17 protein-coding genes and 2 tRNA genes are annotated in these 19,289 nt (G+C 33.5%); 16 read left to right on the forward strand and 3 right to left on the reverse strand.

Going from position 1 to position 19,289, the window contains the following annotated elements; genetic code table 11:
- The first annotated feature begins 15 nt into the window (after window positions 1-15).
- From J6Y29_01745 to J6Y29_01755, 3 genes are read left to right on the forward strand one after another with little or no spacing between them, the layout of a single operon-like run.
- Entirely contained in the window at window positions 16-2,205 is a 2,190-nt protein-coding gene (locus J6Y29_01745; protein ID MBP5426615.1) for a topoisomerase IV, read from the forward strand.
- Between the two features lie 18 nt (window positions 2,206-2,223).
- Window positions 2,224-2,886, forward strand: coding sequence for a cysteine hydrolase (locus J6Y29_01750; GenBank protein ID MBP5426616.1), 663 nt, complete (start codon window positions 2,224-2,226; stop codon window positions 2,884-2,886).
- Window positions 2,887-2,923: 37 nt separating this feature from the next.
- On the forward strand, window positions 2,924-4,327 hold the full coding sequence (locus tag J6Y29_01755) for a nicotinate phosphoribosyltransferase (protein MBP5426617.1): 1,404 nt from the start codon (window positions 2,924-2,926) through the stop codon (window positions 4,325-4,327).
- Window positions 4,328-4,332: 5 nt separating this feature from the next.
- Here J6Y29_01755 and J6Y29_01760 read toward each other — a convergent pair whose 3' ends face one another.
- Window positions 4,333-4,926, reverse strand: a complete 594-nt coding sequence (locus tag J6Y29_01760; GenBank protein ID MBP5426618.1) for a PilZ domain-containing protein — start codon at window positions 4,924-4,926, stop codon at window positions 4,333-4,335.
- A gap of 223 nt (window positions 4,927-5,149) precedes the next feature.
- Between J6Y29_01760 and J6Y29_01765 the strand changes: the two genes are divergently transcribed.
- From J6Y29_01765 to murJ, 12 genes are all read left to right on the forward strand, one after another.
- Window positions 5,150-6,331, forward strand: a complete 1,182-nt coding sequence (locus J6Y29_01765) for a methionine adenosyltransferase (protein ID MBP5426619.1) — start codon at window positions 5,150-5,152, stop codon at window positions 6,329-6,331.
- 107 nt (window positions 6,332-6,438) lie between these two features.
- On the forward strand, window positions 6,439-7,803 hold the full coding sequence (locus J6Y29_01770) for an ankyrin repeat domain-containing protein (protein MBP5426620.1): 1,365 nt from the start codon (window positions 6,439-6,441) through the stop codon (window positions 7,801-7,803).
- 117 nt (window positions 7,804-7,920) lie between these two features.
- The gene (gene rplU / locus J6Y29_01775; GenBank protein MBP5426621.1) at window positions 7,921-8,232 is read left to right on the forward strand and encodes a 50S ribosomal protein L21; all 312 of its coding nucleotides are present in this window, start codon (window positions 7,921-7,923) and stop codon (window positions 8,230-8,232) included.
- 26 nt (window positions 8,233-8,258) lie between these two features.
- Window positions 8,259-8,585 (forward strand): ribosomal-processing cysteine protease Prp, encoded by a 327-nt coding sequence (locus tag J6Y29_01780; GenBank protein MBP5426622.1) that lies wholly within the window; start codon window positions 8,259-8,261, stop codon window positions 8,583-8,585.
- 41 nt (window positions 8,586-8,626) lie between these two features.
- On the forward strand, window positions 8,627-8,905 hold the full coding sequence (rpmA, locus tag J6Y29_01785; protein ID MBP5426623.1) for a 50S ribosomal protein L27: 279 nt from the start codon (window positions 8,627-8,629) through the stop codon (window positions 8,903-8,905).
- 99 nt (window positions 8,906-9,004) lie between these two features.
- Window positions 9,005-10,276 carry a GTPase ObgE gene (obgE, locus tag J6Y29_01790; protein ID MBP5426624.1) on the forward strand — a complete coding sequence of 424 codons (1,272 nt, stop codon included), beginning with the start codon at window positions 9,005-9,007 and terminating at the stop codon, window positions 10,274-10,276.
- A 183-nt stretch (window positions 10,277-10,459) separates the two neighbouring features.
- A complete protein-coding gene (locus J6Y29_01795; GenBank protein ID MBP5426625.1) occupies window positions 10,460-10,933 on the forward strand; it encodes a hypothetical protein in 474 nt (157 codons plus the stop codon).
- Window positions 10,934-11,144: 211 nt separating this feature from the next.
- Window positions 11,145-11,219 (forward strand) — tRNA-Gly (locus J6Y29_01800).
- 18 nt (window positions 11,220-11,237) lie between these two features.
- Window positions 11,238-11,311 (forward strand) — tRNA-Gly (locus tag J6Y29_01805).
- Between the two features lie 110 nt (window positions 11,312-11,421).
- Window positions 11,422-12,282 (forward strand): YitT family protein, encoded by an 861-nt coding sequence (locus J6Y29_01810; GenBank protein ID MBP5426626.1) that lies wholly within the window; start codon window positions 11,422-11,424, stop codon window positions 12,280-12,282.
- Window positions 12,283-12,298: 16 nt separating this feature from the next.
- Complete coding sequence (locus J6Y29_01815; protein MBP5426627.1) at window positions 12,299-13,531, forward strand: competence/damage-inducible protein A; 1,233 nt, start codon at window positions 12,299-12,301, stop codon at window positions 13,529-13,531.
- 12 nt (window positions 13,532-13,543) lie between these two features.
- Window positions 13,544-15,124, forward strand: a complete 1,581-nt coding sequence (murJ, locus tag J6Y29_01820; protein MBP5426628.1) for a murein biosynthesis integral membrane protein MurJ — start codon at window positions 13,544-13,546, stop codon at window positions 15,122-15,124.
- A 36-nt stretch (window positions 15,125-15,160) separates the two neighbouring features.
- On the opposite strand, the gene J6Y29_01825 is transcribed toward murJ, so the two are convergent.
- Window positions 15,161-17,287: an S-layer homology domain-containing protein gene (locus J6Y29_01825; GenBank protein MBP5426629.1), complete on the reverse strand. Its 2,127-nt coding sequence runs from the start codon at window positions 17,285-17,287 to the stop codon at window positions 15,161-15,163.
- Between the two features lie 20 nt (window positions 17,288-17,307).
- Window positions 17,308-17,844: a DUF4364 family protein gene (locus J6Y29_01830; protein ID MBP5426630.1), complete on the reverse strand. Its 537-nt coding sequence runs from the start codon at window positions 17,842-17,844 to the stop codon at window positions 17,308-17,310.
- Between the two features lie 302 nt (window positions 17,845-18,146).
- On the opposite strand from J6Y29_01830, the gene J6Y29_01835 reads away from it, so the two are divergent.
- A complete protein-coding gene (locus J6Y29_01835) occupies window positions 18,147-19,274 on the forward strand; it encodes a UDP-N-acetylglucosamine--LPS N-acetylglucosamine transferase (protein ID MBP5426631.1) in 1,128 nt (375 codons plus the stop codon).
- Window positions 19,275-19,289 lie beyond the last annotated feature (15 nt).

Here is a 19,289-nt window from a genome sequence, read left to right on the forward strand (position 1 = left end):
CTATGGAGGAGTAGAATGAGAGAACAAAATTTAGTTGAACAAAAAATTGTTAGCACACTAGAACAAAACTATATGCCATATGCTATGAGCGTTATAGTGTCAAGAGCAATACCTCAGATAGATGGATTCAAACCATCACATAGGAAATTGTTATATACAATGTACAAGATGGGATTATTAAAAGGGAATAGAACGAAGTCTGCTAATGTAGTTGGGCAGACTATGAAATTAAATCCGCATGGAGATGCGGCTATTTATGAGACATTGGTGAGGTTGACAAGAGGAAATGGTGCAACGCTACATCCATACATAGATTCTAAAGGAAACTTTGGTAAGCAATATTCAAAAGAGATGAAATATGCAGCATCTAGGTACACGGAAGTTAAATTAGATGAGATATGTGAGGAAATATTTAGGGATATAGATAAAGATACAGTAGAGTTTGTAGACAATTATGATGGAACATTGAAGGAGCCACAATTATTCCCTGTAACGTTTCCGAATATATTAGTTAACTCAAATCAAGGTATAGCTGTTGGAATGGCAAGTAATATTTGTAGCTTTAATCTAAAAGAAGTGATAGATGCGACAATAGAGTATTTAAAAGATGAAGAAGTGGATGTGCTCAAATATTTGAAGGCTCCTGACTTTTCAACGGGTGGAGAGCTAATATTTAATGAAAAAGAGATGCGAAGTGTCTATGAAACAGGCAGGGGGAGTTTTAAATTACGAGCTAGATATAAATTTGACAAGAAAAATAGTTGCATAGAAGTGTTTGAGATACCGTATACTACTACAACAGAAGCTATAATGGATGATGTTATATCATTGGTTAAGTCAGGGAAGATAAGAGAAATAGTAGATATAAGAGACGAGACGGATTTAGGTGGTTTAAAAATAGCGATAGATGTAAAAAAGAATACGGATGTTGACGCACTTATGAAGAAGCTTTATAGATTTACGTGTCTTGAAGATTCATTTAGTTGTAACTTCAATATATTGATAGACGCAAAGCCACGTGTGTTAGGTGTTAAAGATATCATAAAAGAGTGGTCATTATTTAGAATTGATTGTGTAAAAAGAAGGATAAACTCGGAACTAAAAGATAAGAGGGATAAACTTCATCTTTTTCGTGGATTGAAGAAAATTTTATTAGATATCGACAAAGCAGTGCATATTGTAAGGGAAACTAAAGATGACAAGGATGTTGTGCCCAATTTGATGAGTGGGTTTGATATAGACCAAGTTCAAGCAAATTTTGTGGCGGAGATTAAGCTTAGGAATTTAAACAAAAGCTATATAATAAATAAAGTAGAGGAAGTGGGTAGCCTAGAGAGAGAAATAGAAGATCTTGTTAGTACATACGAGAGTGATAAAAAAATAAAGGCTATCATAATAAATGAGCTAGGGAATATATCAAAGAAATATGGAAGGCCAAGAAAAACACAAATAATTGATCAGGAGGATGTAGAAGAGCTTAAAAAGGAACATTTGATAGAGGATTATAACTTGAAAATTTTCTTGACAAAACATAATTATTTGAAAAAGATACCTCTTACATCGCTTAGAAGTAATCCTGAGCAGAAGCTTAAAGAGGATGACAGAATTGTTTTAGAGATTGATACACATAACAAAGCGGACTTATTGTTGTTCTCGAACAAGTGTATAGTCTATAAAATGAAGATGTATGAGATTGTCGATTGCAAGGCAAGCAATTGGGGGGAATATCTAAGTAATTTGTTGTCGCTAGAAAACGGAGAAGAAATTATACATGTAGTTGCAACGGATGACTATATGGGATATATGATATTTGGATTTTCAAATGGAAAAGTTGCTAAAGTGAGTCTTGATAGTTACAAGACAAAGACAAATAGAAAGAAACTTGCTAATGCGTACTCTGATGTATCTGAATTAGTTTATATAAATGATGCAAAGGATGAGATGGAGTTAGTTGCATGTAGTAGTTTAAATAAAGTAATAGTGTTTAGTACAGATATGATAAACACGAAAAGCACAAGGAACACAATAGGTGTCCAGGTGTTGAAAGAGAAAAATGGTAGTAAGATGGTGGATGTATTTGGTTTAGATAGTGCAAATTTTGAGGATGCGGATTATTATAGACCAAAGAATATACCGGCAGTTGGGTATTATTTAAAGGAGGAAGATATAAATAGTAAACAAATTAGTATAGATAATCTTAGTTAAGTTAGGGGAAGTGGCACAATGAAATTGGGTAATAGTCAAGAGTTGGTAAATGCAAGTACGTTACACATGTTGAGTGTGTATAATGGATTGGAAAGTACAGAGGTTTTGAATGTAGAAAATTTGAGTAAATCCGACACGGTGTTGGTTGTAGTGGACATGGTGAATGGTTTTGTGAAGAGAGGGAATTTGGCAAGTAGTAGAATAAAAAGTATAGTAGATCCAATACGTAAGGTAAAGGATAAATGTGATGCTTTAGGTATAAGAGTGCTTGCGTTTGCAGATTGTCATACAGAAAATTCAGAAGAGCTTAGGATGTTTCCAAAGCATTGTATGAAAGGAACAGAAGAGGAAGAAATAATAAGCGAGTTAGATATAAGCAATGTGATAAAGAAAAATAGCACAAATGGATTTTTAGAAGAAGAGTTTCTAAAATGGCTTAGTGATAATGAGAATGTCTGTAATTTTATAGTTGTTGGATGTTGTACAGATATATGTGTGAAGGATTTCGCAATTACTTTAAAATTGTGGTTTAACAAAAATAATAAGAAAAGCAGAGTTATAGTGCCAGTGGATGCAGTGGAAACATATGATGCACCATGGCATGATGCATTTGTTAAGAATGTTATAGCATTAGATATGATGATAGATAGTGGCATTGAAGTAGTGAAAAATATAGTTTAAGGAGCTTGGGCAAGTGAAGAGAAATTTGACGTTGTTGATGGATTTTTATGAGATGACGATGGCGAATGGCTATTGGGATAATGGTATGAAGGATACGGTTGTTTATTTTGATATGTTTTTTAGAAAGATACCCGATGATGGTGGGTTTGCGATAATGGCAGGACTTGAGCAACTGATAGAGTATATAGAGGACTTGAAATTTGAGGAGCAAGACATTGAGTATTTAAGAGAGAAAAAGTTGTTTAGTGAAGGATTTTTAAATTATCTAAGAGAGTTCAAGTTTGAGTGTGATGTGTGGGCAGTACCTGAGGGAACACCAATCTTTCCTAATGAACCTATTATTACGGTAAGAGGTCCTATAATACAGGCACAATTACTAGAGACAATGATTTTAATCACAATAAATCATCAAACATTGATAGCTACCAAAGCTAATAGAATAGTGAGAGCGGCAAAAGGAAGGCCAGTAATGGAGTTTGGGTCTAGAAGGGCACAAGGCTATGATGGAGCTATATATGGTGCAAGAGCAGCATATATAGGTGGATGTGTTGCTACTGCATGTACGATAAGTGACAGAGATTTTGGAGTAACTGCGGCTGGTACAATGGCCCATAGCTGGGTGCAGGTATTTGAGTCGGAATTAGAGGCATTTAGAGCGTATGCAAGATCATATCCAGATGATTGTACTCTTTTAGTTGATACATATAATGTGTTAAAGTCGGGGATACCAAATGCAATAAAGGTGTTTAATGAGGAGATTCTTCCTAGAGGATACAGACCAAAGGGAGTTAGGATAGATAGCGGAGATATTGTGTATTTGTCTAATAAAGCAAGGCAAATGTTAGATGATGCAGGATTTAAAGATTGTAAGATAGTGATATCTAACGCATTGGATGAGTATATAATAAAAGAAATTTTAGATAATGATGCCAAAGTAGATTCATTTGGAGTAGGGGAAAGACTAATAACATCTAGATCAGAACCTGTGTTTGGAGGAGTGTATAAATTAGCGGCAATAGAAAGGAATGGCAAAATTATACCTCGGATAAAGATAAGTGAGAATGAAGGTAAAATAACTAATCCGGGGGTAAAGGAAATTTGGCGTATATATGATAAAGACAAAGCGATGGCGGACGTTATTACGCTGAAGGATGAGACAATAGATGAGAGCCAATCATACATGTTGTTTGATCCGGAATACACATGGAAGAAAAAAACTGTGGTAGGATTTAGCGCAAAAAAAATACGCAAACAAATATACCAAAGTGGTGCCTGTGTGTACAGTAGACCGAGTCTTGATGGCATAAGAAAATATTGTGATGATCAAATCAAAACATTATGGAGTGAAGTTTTACGGTTTAGTAATCCTCACAAATATTATGTAGATTTGTCATATAAACTGTGGAGTCAGAAAAAGAAACTATTAGATGAATACTCGTAAGCCAATTATTGTAATTGTTTTTTCAAATGAAGTAGGAATCCTTTTATTATACGAGGAGTAGTTTCATCTACATAATGAATTTTTAAACCGTATTCTGATTGTGTAGGTGAGACTTTGTTTTTTCTAATGACTATACAAGTCAAATCAATGGACTTACTACCTATATCAAAGGATATCTTCAATTTCTGATATATAGGGAATTCCGCATCGCAAAGTATCATCAATCCATTAAGGCTCATGTTTTTGATGATGCCAGGATATTTGGTAAGAGATTGACCTATTTGGATATTGCAGTTTCTGGATAAAGGAAATCTTTCAAATAATCTTTTTTCCTCTAGAAGATCAATTTTTTCTATAGATAATGAAAGAATTTTCTTGTTAGAATCAAAATCTAAAATGGATCCGCCTAGTACGTAGATTTTTTTTTCTGAAGAAAAAGACATGGCTACGGGATCATTTTTTGAAAACGAATACGAATTATCGTTACCTAAAATATGTATAGACACAGAATTATCAGAGCAATGTAAAACTTTCCCTTGTAAAGGTAGACTACTAGAATAATGCTTCATGGATACAACTACACCAACATTAATTTTCATAATAATCACTCCAAAAAAATATTTAAATACAAAAGAATCGATAATATATGTCTCTAATTATTATTATAATACATATAATAACAAAAATCCATAGTAAAATATTAACAAAAGTTTTGGAAAGAAGTTAACAAAAGAAATTAAAGAAAAAATTTCATAATATTTGTGGAAAATATTATAAAAAGAGTGTATAATAAGTTGAAATCAAGAAATAAGGGGTGTTGAAATGGTAAGAAAGTTTTTTACATCAGAGTCTGTTACAGAAGGTCATCCAGACAAAATGTGTGATCAGATTTCGGATGCGATATTAGATGAAATATTTAGGCAAGATAGTAATGCTCGAGTGGCTTGTGAGACAGCGACTACAACAGGTATGGTATTGGTTATGGGAGAAATAACAACAGAGTGTTACGTTGATATACCAACCATAGTGAGGGAGACAATAAGGGAAATAGGATATGACAGAGCAAAGTATGGTTTTGATTGCGATACTTGTTCAGTTATAACAGCTATAAATGAACAATCTAAGGATATAGCACTTGGTGTAGACAATTCCCTAGAAGAGAAAAAAGGTGAAATGGGAAAAGAGATTGGAGCAGGTGATCAGGGTATGATGTTTGGATACGCGTGCGATGAGACACCGGAACTTATGCCTATGCCAATATCATTGGCGCACAAACTGACACGAAGATTAACAATGGTGCGTAAGGAAAACATATTAGATTATTTAAGGCCAGATGGTAAATCCCAGGTTACGGTAGAATATGATGGGGATAAACCTGTTAGAGTAGATACAGTTGTTATATCAGCACAGCATGATGAAGCGATAGATCATGATACTATAGAAAAAGATATCATAGAGAAAGTTATAAAGAAGGTTATACCAGAGAGTTTGATGGATGATAAAACTAAATTTTTTATAAATCCTACAGGAAGGTTTGTAGTTGGAGGGCCTAAAGGAGATGCAGGATTAACAGGAAGAAAGATAATAGTAGATACATATGGTGGTTATGCGAAACATGGAGGAGGAGCTTTTTCAGGAAAGGATCCAACAAAGGTGGATAGGTCAGCTGCGTATATGGCAAGGTATGTTGCCAAAAATATTGTTGCAGCGGGGCTTGCTAGAAAATGTGAGGTGCAGCTAGCATACGCAATTGGTGTGGCCAAACCTGTGTCTATATTGGTTGATACACATGGTACAGGAATTATTGAAGAAGACAAGCTAGTAGAATTAGTAAGAAAGAATTTTGACCTAACACCGTCTGGTATAATTAAGCATTTGGATTTAAGAAAGCCAATATATAAGCAGGTTGCAGCTTATGGCCATTTTGGTAGAGTAGATTTAGATTTAACTTGGGAGAGAACAGATAAAGCATTACTATTGCAAGAACAAAGTAAAAATATGTAGCGATTTATGGTATAATAATATAGTAAAAAAATTAGTAAATTATAATATAAAAAAGGGAGTGTCTAAAAGACATTCTCTTTAGTCTTGAAAAGGGGAGGAAATATCCAATGAAAAGATTTTTGAAATGTTTTAGAATTTTTGGTAGTGGTAGAGAGGAACGAAATCAAGTATGCAAAAATCAAGATGATCAAAATGCCTATGTTTCAAAAGAATTTGGAAGTACTCTTCTTCATTTTGTTTGTGCAAATAATATTGTTGATGTAGTTGATACAGTAATAGACAAGGGTATAAATGTAAATACAATAGATAGTTTTGGTTTTACACCGCTGCATTTGGCATGTGAAGTAGAAGCAATAGATATAGTAAAAATTCTTTTGCAAAGAGGTGCAGATGTTAATATACCTACACGAAGAGGTGAAACACCCGTCTATATAGCATCTGGCAAAAGTAATATAAAAATGGTTAGGCTGTTATTGAAAAATGGTGCTGATGCATCAATGGACACCATAAAGGGAGATACACCACTTAGTATTGCCTGTAGATATAGAAATGTTGAGCTGGCAGAACTTTTGTTAAACAATGGAGGGATAAAGAGAACAGAGAAAGGTGTTGATGTTCGCCCATTACGGTATGCGTGTAAGAATGGAGATTTATATATGGCAAAACTATTGATTATGAAAGTACCCGACATAAATTTGGAAAAATCACTACATTGGGCATGTGAGGGCAAAAATACTCATTTAATAAAAGAATTATTAAATAAAGGGGTTGATATTAACTCGGTTGATGAAATTGGAAGGACACCATTTCGAGTGGCTTGTGATAAAAGAATGTATGGTATAGCAAAATTATTTGTAAAAAGAGGAGCCAATCTGGATACTATAGATAAATTTGGGACGACTCCATTAATGGCGTTGATGCTGTCTAGAAATGATCTAACATTAATACAGTTTATGGATATGATAGAGGTTATGAAGCTATTGATAGATAATTTTGTAGATATATCAATTTTGTCAAGGAAGAAAGAAGATGGGTTAATCAAGTCTTTATTAAGCGATTCTAGTGTGAGAGTTAGAGCAAGAATTGCACTTCATGTAGGTGATTTGGATGTATTAAAGAAAAGCCTTTCTGAATATTACATGGAGTATAAGCCAGAGTATAATAATCCTATTAACAAGGATTTTAAAAATTTATTAGAAGTGGTGGATAATCTAAATCAGCTAGATCATATTGTAAGCTTTGCACACAAGCTAAAAAAAAGTAAAGATTATATTCGTTTAAAGAAAAAAATCTTGAAGTTATATAAAGATAATAAGGTATCAGAGGATACGTTAAGGAGTACAAAAAATATAATAGATACAGTAGATAAATTTTATGAGGACGTAAACAGTGTAGCTAATACAAAAGTGATAGAGTCAATTGTATTGCCAGTTAAAAGAATGCAAAGGAAAAATAAAAATCAAAGTATTTGACAAGTAAATGGTATTATGATATTATACTATTTGGCCGCACGGAAAAGGTTTTTTAGAAATACATTTAAATAGATGTTACCTTAAACGGCGAGTATTACCCAGGAGGTGTAAGTTATAGTGTATGCAATAGTAGAAACAGGAGGAAAGCAATTTAAAGTACAAGAGGGCGATGTAATTTTTGTTGAGAAGATAGATGCTAATACAGAAAGTACAGTAGTTCTTGATAAGGTACTTATGGTATCGGATGGTGATACTGTTAATGTGGGAGCTCCATATGTAGAGGGAGCAACTGTAAGTGCGAAAGTTTTATCTCAAGGAAAGTCAAAAAAGATTATTGTATTTAAGTACAAACCTAAAAAAGGTTACAAGAGAAAACAAGGGCACAGACAACTATATACAAAGCTACATATCGATAAGATTAATGCCTAGTCTTTGTGCGAGGATAAAGTGAGAAAATGATTAATATTAATATAGTAGAAGATGAATTTGGTTTTGTGCGAGGTTTTGAAATATCAGGTCATTCGGGATATGCTCCAATGGGAAAGGATATTGTTTGCGCGGCAGTTTCGGCATTAGCATATACTGCAGTAGGTGCTATTGAGGATATGTGTGATAAACCCTTGTGGGAGTCGAGTGACGGGTATATGAAGTGTATCATAACTGATGATATTGTGAATAAAAATAAGGATATTGCAAAGACCATTTTAGATACTATAGTAATAGGATTTAAACAGATTGAATTATCGTATGGTAAATATGTGAGGGTTGTACGTAGGAGTTAGTTATTGTACAATGGTATCAGTATTTAGGGAGGTGTATAATGATGTTAATGATTAATTTGCAGTTGTTTGCGCACAAAAAAGGAATGGGAAGTTCTAAGAACGGTCGTGATAGTGAGTCTAAAAGACTTGGAGTTAAAGCTTCAGACGGACAATTTGTGAAGGCAGGTTCGATTATAGTAAGACAAAGAGGGACCAAAATTCATCCAGGAGAGAATGTGTCCAAGGGAAAAGATGATACTTTGTTTGCTACTGCTGATGGAGTGGTTTCGTTCGGAAGGCTTCCAAAGAAGAGGAAAAAGGTAAGTGTTGTAGTAGCTTAAAGTAATAGGGCCTCATCCTGCATTTTTTGTAGGATGAGTTTCTATATTCTAAAATAATAAGATAAGGAGAAATTACTGTTTTAGGTAATCTGTGTAGTTATGTTTATAGATAGTGCGAAGATATTTGTAAAAGCAGGAGATGGCGGAAATGGAGCTGTTTCATTCCATAGAGAAAAGTACATTGCCAAGGGTGGCCCTGATGGAGGGGACGGAGGAAAAGGTGGCGATGTGGTTTTTATTGTTAAAAGTGGGATGAGAACGCTGGCAGATTTTAGATATAAAAAGAAGTATAAGGCATCCCCAGGTGAAAATGGTAGTGGCAAGAATTGCACTGGGAAGAGTGCTTCGGACTTATATGTAGAAGTACCCAGTGGGACTATAGTAAAAGATGATACTACAGGAAGAGTAATAGCAGATTTGGTGAAAGAAGACCAAAGGGTTGTAGTTGCAAAAGGAGGAAAAGGTGGTGCGGGGAATCAGCACTTTGCTACATCAAGAAGGCAGATCCCTAATTTTGCTAAAGTAGGGGAATTAGGTGAAGAAAAGTGGATAAGGTTGGAGTTAAAGTTGTTAGCAGATGTAGGACTTGTTGGTTATCCCAATGTGGGTAAGTCGACCATATTGTCTATGGTCACAAATGCAAATCCAAAGGTTGCAGATTATCATTTTACGACAATTACGCCTAATTTGGGTGTTGTAGATTTAGGTGATGGGCAAAGCTTTACTATTGCAGATATACCAGGGCTTATAGAGGGAGCCAATGAAGGAATTGGTTTAGGACATGAATTTTTAAAGCATGTAGAAAGAACTAAGCTTTTGTTGCATGTAATAGACGTAGCGGGGTTGGAAGGACGAAGTGCAATAGAAGATTTTGAAGTAATAAACCAAGAACTTAAAAAGTATAATGAAAAGTTAGCTAGTAGGCCTCAGATTGTGGTGGCCAATAAGATAGATGTGTTGGATGATACAAATAAAATAAATGAATTAAGAGAATATTTGACTGCTAGGGGAGTAGAAATGTTTGCAGTTTCTGCAGCAACTAATGAAGGGCTAATGAAGCTTATGTCGTATGTGCATGAGAAGCTAAAGACTATTGAAGATGTGAGTGTAGTTGATGAGATATACGATGAATATGAGTATACGATAAAAGAAGATGATTTAGAGATAATACAAGAAGATGGAGTGTATAAAGTTCGTGGAGAGTGGGCTAGAAAGCTTGTGTATTCAGTGAATCTGTCAAGTTATGAGTCATTACAGTATTTGCAGAGAGCTTTAGTTAAAAAAGGTGTGATAAAAAGATTAGAGGAGCTTGGTATACAAGATGGAGATACAGTTTTAGTTCATGACTTTGAATTCGATTATGTGAAATAAATAGTTTTTTGTTTGATAGAAGATTGATCTGGAAAAAATAAAAAATTTCCTCAATATTAGCCATGCAAGCCGAATGCGTACAAACGAGGCAACTTTTTGGTTGACATTTTTCAGTATATAATGATATAATCGTAAAGCATAATGCGGTATGCATTATTTAAAAGAAAAAAGGGGGAATTTGTCATGAATAAAAGAGGTAAAATAGTTACTTCATTGGTTGCAATTATGTTAATGCTAGGATCAGTGAAAATTGGCATGTATGTAAAAGATAGAATTATGGAAAGTAGTTCAAAAGGGTGTTGTGTAACTAATAAAGATAACAGTATAGAAGCCGTAGCTAAAAATGATAGAGAAGGCGGTGCTGTATGTTATATAACAGTAAAAGAAGGGGAAAAGTTGGTTGTAAAATCGGATATAGAAAAAGGAGAAGCGAGGGTAAAATTGTCCTTAGTTAAAGATAAAAAAGACTCTAAAGAGGTACCACATGATATATTAGAGTTGTTAAAAGACGAAAATAAAGAGGCAGAATTTGATGAGACATTTAAAGATAAAGGAAGTTATGAATTTGAACTTCCAGCAGGTGACTATGAGGGAATATATACAAGTGGGAAGAAAACAACTACAGGAAAGCTTGTAATAACATCAGAAGCAAAATAATAGGACATTAGTTTAAAAGGACTCTAATTTAAATGAGAGTCCTTTTTTTGGATTAAAATCGGTTGAGAAAGTACTTTGAAATTTAAAAACAGTAAGTTTTTTTGGTATAAATAGGTATTTGAAATTTTCATCAAAAAATTAAAGAAAAAGTGAAAAAATGTATTGACAATTTAAGGTTTGAATGATAAACTTAGCAAGTGAAATGTTTGATGCGGGTTTAACTCAGTGGTAGAGTGTCACCTTGCCAAGGTGAAAGTCGCGAGTTCAAGTCTCGTAACCCGCTCCATAATGTCTTCTAGAGCGTGCGGGTGTAGTTCAATGGTAGAACTTCAGCCTTCCACGCTGACTGCGAGGTTTCGATTCCCTTCACCCGCTCCAGACATAAGAGGACATAAGGCATTGTGGTTTTTCTGCGATGCCTTTTTTTGTCAGGTATAAATGATGTCAAGCTAAGTTAAGCAGTACGAAGATGGAGAGGGGTTGTAATAATGGAAGTTAAGCAAAATGTTACATTAAAGTATTTGAAGGAGTTTTTTTTCTTATTCATAGGTACAGTGTTGGCGGCAATAGCGCTGGAGTTTATATTAATACCCAATAAGATTATAGACGGTGGAGTGGTTGGTATATCTATAATAGTGAGTCACTTAGTTAATATGCCAGTTAGTTTATTTACGTTTTTACTAAATGTACCATTTTTATTTTTTGGTTATAAACAAATAGGTAGAACATTTGTTGTTAAATCGTTATTTGCGATAACGTCTTTGTCTTTGTGGCTTAGTGTTCTAAATGGTAGATTTCTCTTTACAGAGGATGTGTTTTTAGCAAGTGTATTTGGAGGAATCTTATTAGGAATAGGCGTTGGTACAGTTATAAGGTATGGAGGTTCATTGGATGGAACAGAAATGGTGGCCATAGTTTTAGATAAGAAGACTACTTTTTCAGTTGGTCAGATAGTTATGTTTTTCAATTTATTTATATTAAGTAGTGCAGGATTAGTTTTCTCTCCAGATAGAGCTATGTACTCATTAGTGACATATTTTGTGGCGTATAAATTTATGGATATGGTAGTTGAAGGATTTGAAAAAGAAAAGGCTATACTAGTTATAACAGATAAAGGTGAGGAAGTAGGGGAAGCTATTACCGCAAGGTTAGGAAGAGGAGTTACTTTTTTAGAAGGAAAAGGTGGATATTCTAAAGGAAGAAAACAAATATTATATTCAGTTATAACGCGTTTAGAGATAGCAAAGCTTAAAGATGTGATAAAAGCGTTAGATAAAAATGCATTTGTTACAGTAAGTGACGTATCTGATGTTGTTGGAGGTAAAAATAGAAAGAAAAATATACATTAAAGGAAGGTAAGTAGTCGTGAATTGTGAAATTTTGTCTGTTGGTACAGAGCTATTGATGGGACAGATAGCTAATACAAATGCAATGTATATATCTAATAAACTAAATGAGATAGGCGTTAATGTGTATTATCATAGTGTAGTTGGAGATAATCCGTCTAGAATGGAGGATGTGATAAAACTTGCATTGAGTAGGGCAGATTTGGTTCTGTTAACAGGAGGCTTAGGTCCTACCGAAGATGATTTAACCAAAGAGATAGTTTCACAAGTATTGGGAAGAAAGCTGGAGTTTAGTGAAGATGTTTATGCGTGTATAGAAGATTATTTTGTAAGGAATCGAAAGAGGAATACGCCTAATAATAGAAAGCAAGCATATGTACCGGAAGGAGCAATTGTTGTACCTAATAAAGTGGGGACAGCATGTGGTTTTATATTAGAGGTTGGAGAAAAGGTGGTAATTATGTTACCAGGTCCACCTTTGGAGTTAAATCCCATGTTGAATGATACAATTGTTCCTTATTTGGCTAAAAGGACTAATAGATCAATAAAGTCTAAGTATATAAAGGTATTTGGACTAGGAGAGGCAGATGTTTGCGATAGAATATCAGATTTGATAGAGTCGCAAAGTGATCCAACAATAGCTACATATTGTGAATTGGGAGAAGTTTTAATAAGGGTAACTACTAGCCAAAGAGATGATAGTGTATTGAGTTTGATGGTAAGAAAGTTATATGATTATTTAGGAGAATATATATACAGTGAAAATGGTGAGAAGTTAGAAGAAGTTGTAGTAAAGCTCTTACAAGAGAATAAAAAGAATGTTGCCTGCGCAGAGTCTTGTACAGGTGGGTTGTTGTCGGCAAAACTAACTAGCGTTAGTGGATCATCGCAAGTGTTTAATAGAGGGATAGTTTCGTACAGTAATGTGGCAAAAATGGAAAATTTAAATGTTCCAGAGGACATTTTAAATAAATTTGGTGCGGTTAGCAAGGAAACTGCTGAGTACATGGCAAGAGGAGTTAGAGAAATATCAAATACTGATATAGGTGTGTCAATAACAGGTATAGCAGGGCCTACAGGAGGTACAAAAGAAAAACCAGTAGGCTTGGTTTATATAGGATTATCGACGAAGTTTAAGACTATAGCTATAGAGACAAGATTAAATGGAGACAGAAACAAAATAAGGGAATTGACTTGCAAGAACGTATTAAATATGATACGTCTTGAAATAATAGGCAAGTTAAATAAGTAGAGGTGTTTTAATTTGGAGAAAAAATCTAAAGTAACGTTAAAAGGCGCGGCCCTAATAGTGATGTCGTCTATAGTGGTTAGTAGACTAACAGGATTTTTAAGAGAAATGTTAGTACCTAATATGATAGGAGTAGACGAGGTTGGAGATGCATACACCATTGCATTTAAGATAACGGGGCTTATGTATGACTTACTCGTTGGTGGAGCGATTTCATCAGCTCTTATACCTGTGTTGTCTGGATATATTATAAAAGATAAAGAGGAAGAAGGCTGGAAGGCTGTAAGTACTTTTATGAATATGGTGCTTATTGCGATGATTGTATTTTGTGTGTTAGGAATGATATTTACGCCTAAGATAATGCCATTGGTTGCAATGGGGTTTAAGAGTGAATACCAGAAGGCACTTTCGGTTAAGTTAACTAGAATCTTATTTCCGTCAGTGTGTTTTTTGATGTTAGCAGGTTTTTCGAATGGCATATTGAATTCATATAACAGATTTGCGGTTGCAAGTTATGGACCGTGTATATATAACATAGGCTGTGCGGCAAGTATTTATTTTTTGAGTAATACAAGAGGTGGTGTATGTTGGGTGGCTTATGGTGTGACTGTGAGTTCATTTTTGTATTTTTTATTCCAGATTTTATTTGCATCAAGAAACATGAAATTTTATAGACCAAAGATATTTTTAAAGCATGAGGGATTCAGAAAATTATTTAGACTTGCAATACCGTCTATGATATCGTCTTCTATAGTACAAATAAATGTTTTGATATCGAGTTCTTTTTCGTCGTTGTTTAAGAAGGGAAGTGTAACAGCGTTTAGTATGGCGGATAGAATATGGCAAATGCCGTATGGTATATTTGCACAGGGTATCGCTACAGCTATTTTACCTTCATTATCAGCAAAAGTTGCGATAGGGAAAGTTGATGAGTTTAGAAAGACTTGGCTAAAAAGCTTGAGAGTAACGTTATTATTAACTATACCGTCGGCTATGGGGTTTGTTGTACTAAGAAGAGAAATAGTGCAAACAATTTTCAAATTCACAAATAAATTTAGTGATGAGTTTGTGGGTGTTTCGGCAAATGTTTTGATGTATTTTTCTATAGCATTGATAGCACAGTCATTGGTACTTATAATAACTAGAGCGTTTTATGCCAATAATGACACGAAGACACCATTGTATATAGGGACAAGTACTATAGTGCTAAATCTTGTGCTTAGTTATATATTTTGTAATTATACGAATTTAGGAGTATCAGGAATGGCGCTTGCATACTCTGTGGCAAGTACAGTGAATGCGATAATTTTATTTATAGTGTTTAACAAAAGAACAGGTGGACTTATTGATTGGGGTGTCTTTAAGTTTTGCCAGAAAGTAGTGTTGGGGAGCGTGTTGATGGCAGTAGCGATATTGGGATTAAAGTTTTTATGTCCTGATGTCGGTTTGAGCAAGCTAGTGCAATTAATAAGTTTGGTTATAAACATTGTAGTTGGAGTTACAGTTTATTTTATATCGATATGGCTTCTTGGAGTGGAAGAGGTACGCGAATTGATTGCTATGGTATTGAGAAAATTTAAGTTACGTGTAGATTAAACGGGAAGCATTATACATGCTTCCCATTCTAAAATATTAAATTTTACTTGTGTTAAAATTCATAAAATTATATAAAATATTGCATGCATCTAATCTAGTTATGGTGTCATTTGGACGAAAATGCGAATCACCGTTTCCTACGATTAATCCAAAGCCGTTAGCAATGCATATGTAAGGAAAATATTCGTCTGATATAGTATTACAGTCAATAAAATTGCATTTTAAAATGTTTCTTAAATTTTTTAGGTTGTCAAGATAGCTGTAGCTAGAAGATAATAGCATTTTTAAGAACTGGCATCTTGAAATAGGTTTAAGGGGTTCCTTTTCTAAAGGAGTGATTATGTTATAAGCGTAGGCAATATTGTAAATGCTTTTAAAGTTGTCTATGGTAATATTGCGAGAGTCAAAAGAATATCCCAAAGTATTAGCAAATAAGATAAGTGCATCTAGTTGGGTTAATTCTTTGGATTCATAAAATATTTTAGAGTGATCAAACCCAACACCATGCTCGCCAAGAAGTATTAAACGATCTTTAGCGTAGCAGGTATCAATGTTTAAGTATGTGAAAGGTTTAGAAGATGGAGCATTGAATGCTAGGAAAGATCCATCTTTTGCTAAAATGCCGTCTATTTTAGGATATTGTAGTAAATAAGCGAGTAATAGAGTTTCTTTTTTGTCCTCTAAAATTTCAGTAATGTAGTACAACTTGGCAGTACTGTTGTTTTGTAAAATTTTTGTAGCATCAGCTGAGCTTATTATTTTATTTGGTTGTTCAAAAGTTATAGAATCATCCCAATGTTCGCTGAAACTATCAACATAGCCGGTGTATTTATTAACTCTTAAGGTTAGATAGTTTTGCTTAAACAAATAGTTGTTTACAATTTGAACATATTTAAAGTTATTATCGTTGAAGCTAAAAAGTTTGGATTTTTCAAAAAAGCTATTTTTTGATCTTTTAAGAAAATCAATATGATAGTCTGTAGTGGCCCCAATAGGATGATAAGGCTCTGATTTTCTATAAGGATATGAAGTATAGAGTGAAATAATGGTGCCAGTTTTAGCATTTACAAGAACAAATTTTGATATAGTAGTGTCTAGGGCATTATCATTATTTAACATACCAAGTGATTCAAAATCATTATCTGAAGTGTAAACTAATCTACAAAATATATCCTTTGATGTAGAAGTTTTCGCATAGGTATAAGAAGATAATTTATACTTAGTAATGCCTAATTCTTTTTGACTCTTAACAAGCTTATCTAATTCAGTACTGGGCAATACATCAGATATTTTATTTATAGCATCAAGTTCTATTTCGCTTAAAGAATTATCTACATCAGTTTTTAACTTTGGAGAATCTACAACAGTATCTCTGTTTAGAGGATAGTAGTTGTTATAATAAAAAAGTCTTCCACTGTCTGCATTAACATAGTGACGAGAGTAGTCAGGTAGAGTATATACAAGTTTTGCCACAGTGTCACTTGGGTTATTTGGATCTAATATGTATTCTATATTAGTTACAGGAAGTTCGTTTATGAAAATAGATTTAGCGTTGGAAGAGTTTATATTAGGTGAATTATTAGGTATTGGATCATTATTTAATCCGATAAACTCATCTCTTAAGAAAGAAATGACTTCTGTATCAGAGAGATTAACAGTTATAGAAAAATCAAATACAGAGTCGATTCCGTTTAATTTAATAACTCCAGTAAAAATAGGATTATAAGAATTTGTTGAGAAAGTATTTGGCATGTTATAAAAATAAAAACTTTCATTTTCTCGAAGGACTTTGTTTAAAAAATTTATTGCTTGTTGCTTACAAGCAATAAATTTTTCTTTCGATAGTATAGGTGAGAAATTGAAAGAATATTTGTTTTCAGGAGTAGTTGATCTTTTGTTATAAGATAATATAGTATCATTTCCGGTGACACAGACATTAATATCAGTTTTTAAACCATGCCAAGTAAGATTCCATTTTTTATAAGATCCGTAATCACTTGATGATATGTTTAGGTCAATATAGTCGTCGGAAATGTCAAAAACATTTTTAACATAGAGTATAGCATGAGATAATCCTGTATCAGCACTGTGGGCAAGTATTTGACATGACAATCCCAAAACTACAACTAATGATAAACATGCAGAAACAATTTTCTTAAACATAAAATCATCCTTTCTGGAAATTAATTAGACCTTTTTTTGGTGAGAATCTCAAGTATTTCGGGATATATCTCTTGAAAATATTTTTTCCAGTTAGCACATATAGTATTAGCAATATTAGTGTCGGTCAAATTTAGTTTTAAGTCAATTAAAAATTTAGTATCATGGCTTACACGGCATACAACGTTGCAGTCGCCATTTTCTGTATCTTCATAATTTGCGAAAATAAATGAATCCAATTTTTTACTTTCTTTTTGGATATTAATCAATGTATTAATTTTATGCAATACACTTTTGGGAATTACGCTTCCGAAGAAATCCAAACTCTTTTCTCCATCTGGTGTAGTAGAATAGTATGTTTTGTTGTTGTAAGTTTTTGATACAACAAGACTATTGGAACAAAGTTCACTTAAAATTTCCTGAAATACAAAGTAGCTCATAAACTTATTTTTTAATACAATCTCCATTATCTCAATATTGCTAAGAGGTAGCTCAAAATTATCAATTATATATAATAAAATGAGTTTGTGCTCAGCAACTCGTTTACTAGAATCAAGCATAAAAAAATCCTCCCTAAATTTCAGTTCATAATGGAATTATATCACAATAAGAGTTAAATTCCAAACAAAATGTTTATTCTAAGAAAAAAACTTAGGATATATTTTCCTAAAAGTTATTTTTGGTTGTCAAACTAGAAAATTTAATGTTTCTTAATGGTGAATTATCGGGAATGATAATTTTTTTTTGCCAATCTGGGACATATATGATATAATAAAAAACTGTAACAGAAATACCAATAAAGAATTGAAAAATAAGTAAGGGGGATAGTAACAATTTTATTTTTAAGAAATTGTTAATAGACATGAGAGCGTTATTTTTTTCAGTTTCTACAGGAGCGGGACATACAAAAGCAGCCCAGGCACTTAGTGAATATATAAAGCATCAGGATAAGGAATCTTGCATACTAAAAGTGGATACGTTAAAGTATGCTAGTTTTTTTGTGGACAAGATCGTAATTAATGTATATATAAATATGCTAAAGACTACACCTAAGATATATGGAAAATTATATGATATAACAAATGGGGGGCACAGGTTAGGTGAGAATATAAATGGTTTAAGCAATAGAATAAATAAATTATTTTTGTTCAAGATAAAAAAGCTGCTGAAGGAGTTTACACCGGATATCATAATATGTACACATCCATTTGCATTACAAATGGCAAGGAATGCGAAGAAAAAATTGAACCTTTGCGTACCATTGCTTGCTGTTGTAACAGATTATGCGGTGCATCCACTTTGGGTTAAGGGGTGTGCAGATGCGTATATATTACCGCATGAATTTATATTAAATGATGCAATGAATAAAGGAATAGATAGGGATAAGATATATACGTATGGTATTCCAGTAGAAGACAAATTTTTATATAAGTTGGATAAGAACTTGGTACGAAAGAAATTTGGATTTGAGGATGTAACAACATTTTTGATAATGGGAGGAAGTCTTGGGTTTGGTGATATAGAAAATATTTTTATAAAGCTAATTAAGGTTCAACGTCCATTGCAGATAGTTGTTGTTACAGGCACTAACAATAAATTAAAAAAACAGCTGGATAAATATATTTATGATATACATATCAAAAAAAGTATATCTATATTAGGTTATGTAGCTGAAATAAATGAACTTATGGATGTATCAGATTGTATAATAACAAAACCAGGAGGGCTAACGGTTGCGGAGGCGCTAATTAAAGAAATTCCTATTTGTGTTATATCACCTATACCTGGTCACGAAGAAAAAAATGCTACATTTTTGATTAATAGCGGGGTTGCAGCATGTTTGGATAAGCATGATTCGTTGGAGGATTTTTTGTGTCAGGTGTTAGATAATGAAGTAAGGTATAATAACATGAAGCGCATAACAAAAGTCCTTGCAAAACCTAACGCATGCAAGGATATATATGGTCTTATAAAGAAATTGACGTCCTAAGCCTATGTAGAAAGG

Source organism: Clostridiales bacterium (assembly GCA_017961515.1).
Classification (GTDB): domain Bacteria; phylum Bacillota; class Clostridia; order Acetivibrionales; family RGIG10202; genus RGIG10202.

What these genes read in the sequence shown, in the direction of transcription:
- J6Y29_01765 (MBP5426619.1), top strand. Translation starts at nt 5,150, where the DNA reads ATGGTAAGAAAGTTTTTTACATCAGAGTCTGTTACAGAAGGTCATCCA.
- J6Y29_01745 (MBP5426615.1), top strand. Translation starts at nt 16, where the DNA reads ATGAGAGAACAAAATTTAGTTGAACAAAAAATTGTTAGCACACTAGAA.
- J6Y29_01770 (MBP5426620.1), top strand. Translation starts at nt 6,439, where the DNA reads ATGAAAAGATTTTTGAAATGTTTTAGAATTTTTGGTAGTGGTAGAGAG.
- obgE (MBP5426624.1), top strand. Translation starts at nt 9,005, where the DNA reads ATGTTTATAGATAGTGCGAAGATATTTGTAAAAGCAGGAGATGGCGGA.
- J6Y29_01760 (MBP5426618.1), bottom strand. Translation starts at nt 4,926, where the DNA reads ATGAAAATTAATGTTGGTGTAGTTGTATCCATGAAGCATTATTCTAGT.
- J6Y29_01780 (MBP5426622.1), top strand. Translation starts at nt 8,259, where the DNA reads ATGATTAATATTAATATAGTAGAAGATGAATTTGGTTTTGTGCGAGGT.
- J6Y29_01830 (MBP5426630.1), bottom strand. Translation starts at nt 17,844, where the DNA reads ATGCTTGATTCTAGTAAACGAGTTGCTGAGCACAAACTCATTTTATTA.
- rpmA (MBP5426623.1), top strand. Translation starts at nt 8,627, where the DNA reads ATGTTAATGATTAATTTGCAGTTGTTTGCGCACAAAAAAGGAATGGGA.
- J6Y29_01835 (MBP5426631.1), top strand. Translation starts at nt 18,147, where the DNA reads ATGAGAGCGTTATTTTTTTCAGTTTCTACAGGAGCGGGACATACAAAA.
- J6Y29_01750 (MBP5426616.1), top strand. Translation starts at nt 2,224, where the DNA reads ATGAAATTGGGTAATAGTCAAGAGTTGGTAAATGCAAGTACGTTACAC.
- J6Y29_01755 (MBP5426617.1), top strand. Translation starts at nt 2,924, where the DNA reads ATGGATTTTTATGAGATGACGATGGCGAATGGCTATTGGGATAATGGT.
- J6Y29_01795 (MBP5426625.1), top strand. Translation starts at nt 10,460, where the DNA reads ATGAATAAAAGAGGTAAAATAGTTACTTCATTGGTTGCAATTATGTTA.
- J6Y29_01825 (MBP5426629.1), bottom strand. Translation starts at nt 17,287, where the DNA reads ATGTTTAAGAAAATTGTTTCTGCATGTTTATCATTAGTTGTAGTTTTG.
- J6Y29_01810 (MBP5426626.1), top strand. Translation starts at nt 11,422, where the DNA reads ATGGAAGTTAAGCAAAATGTTACATTAAAGTATTTGAAGGAGTTTTTT.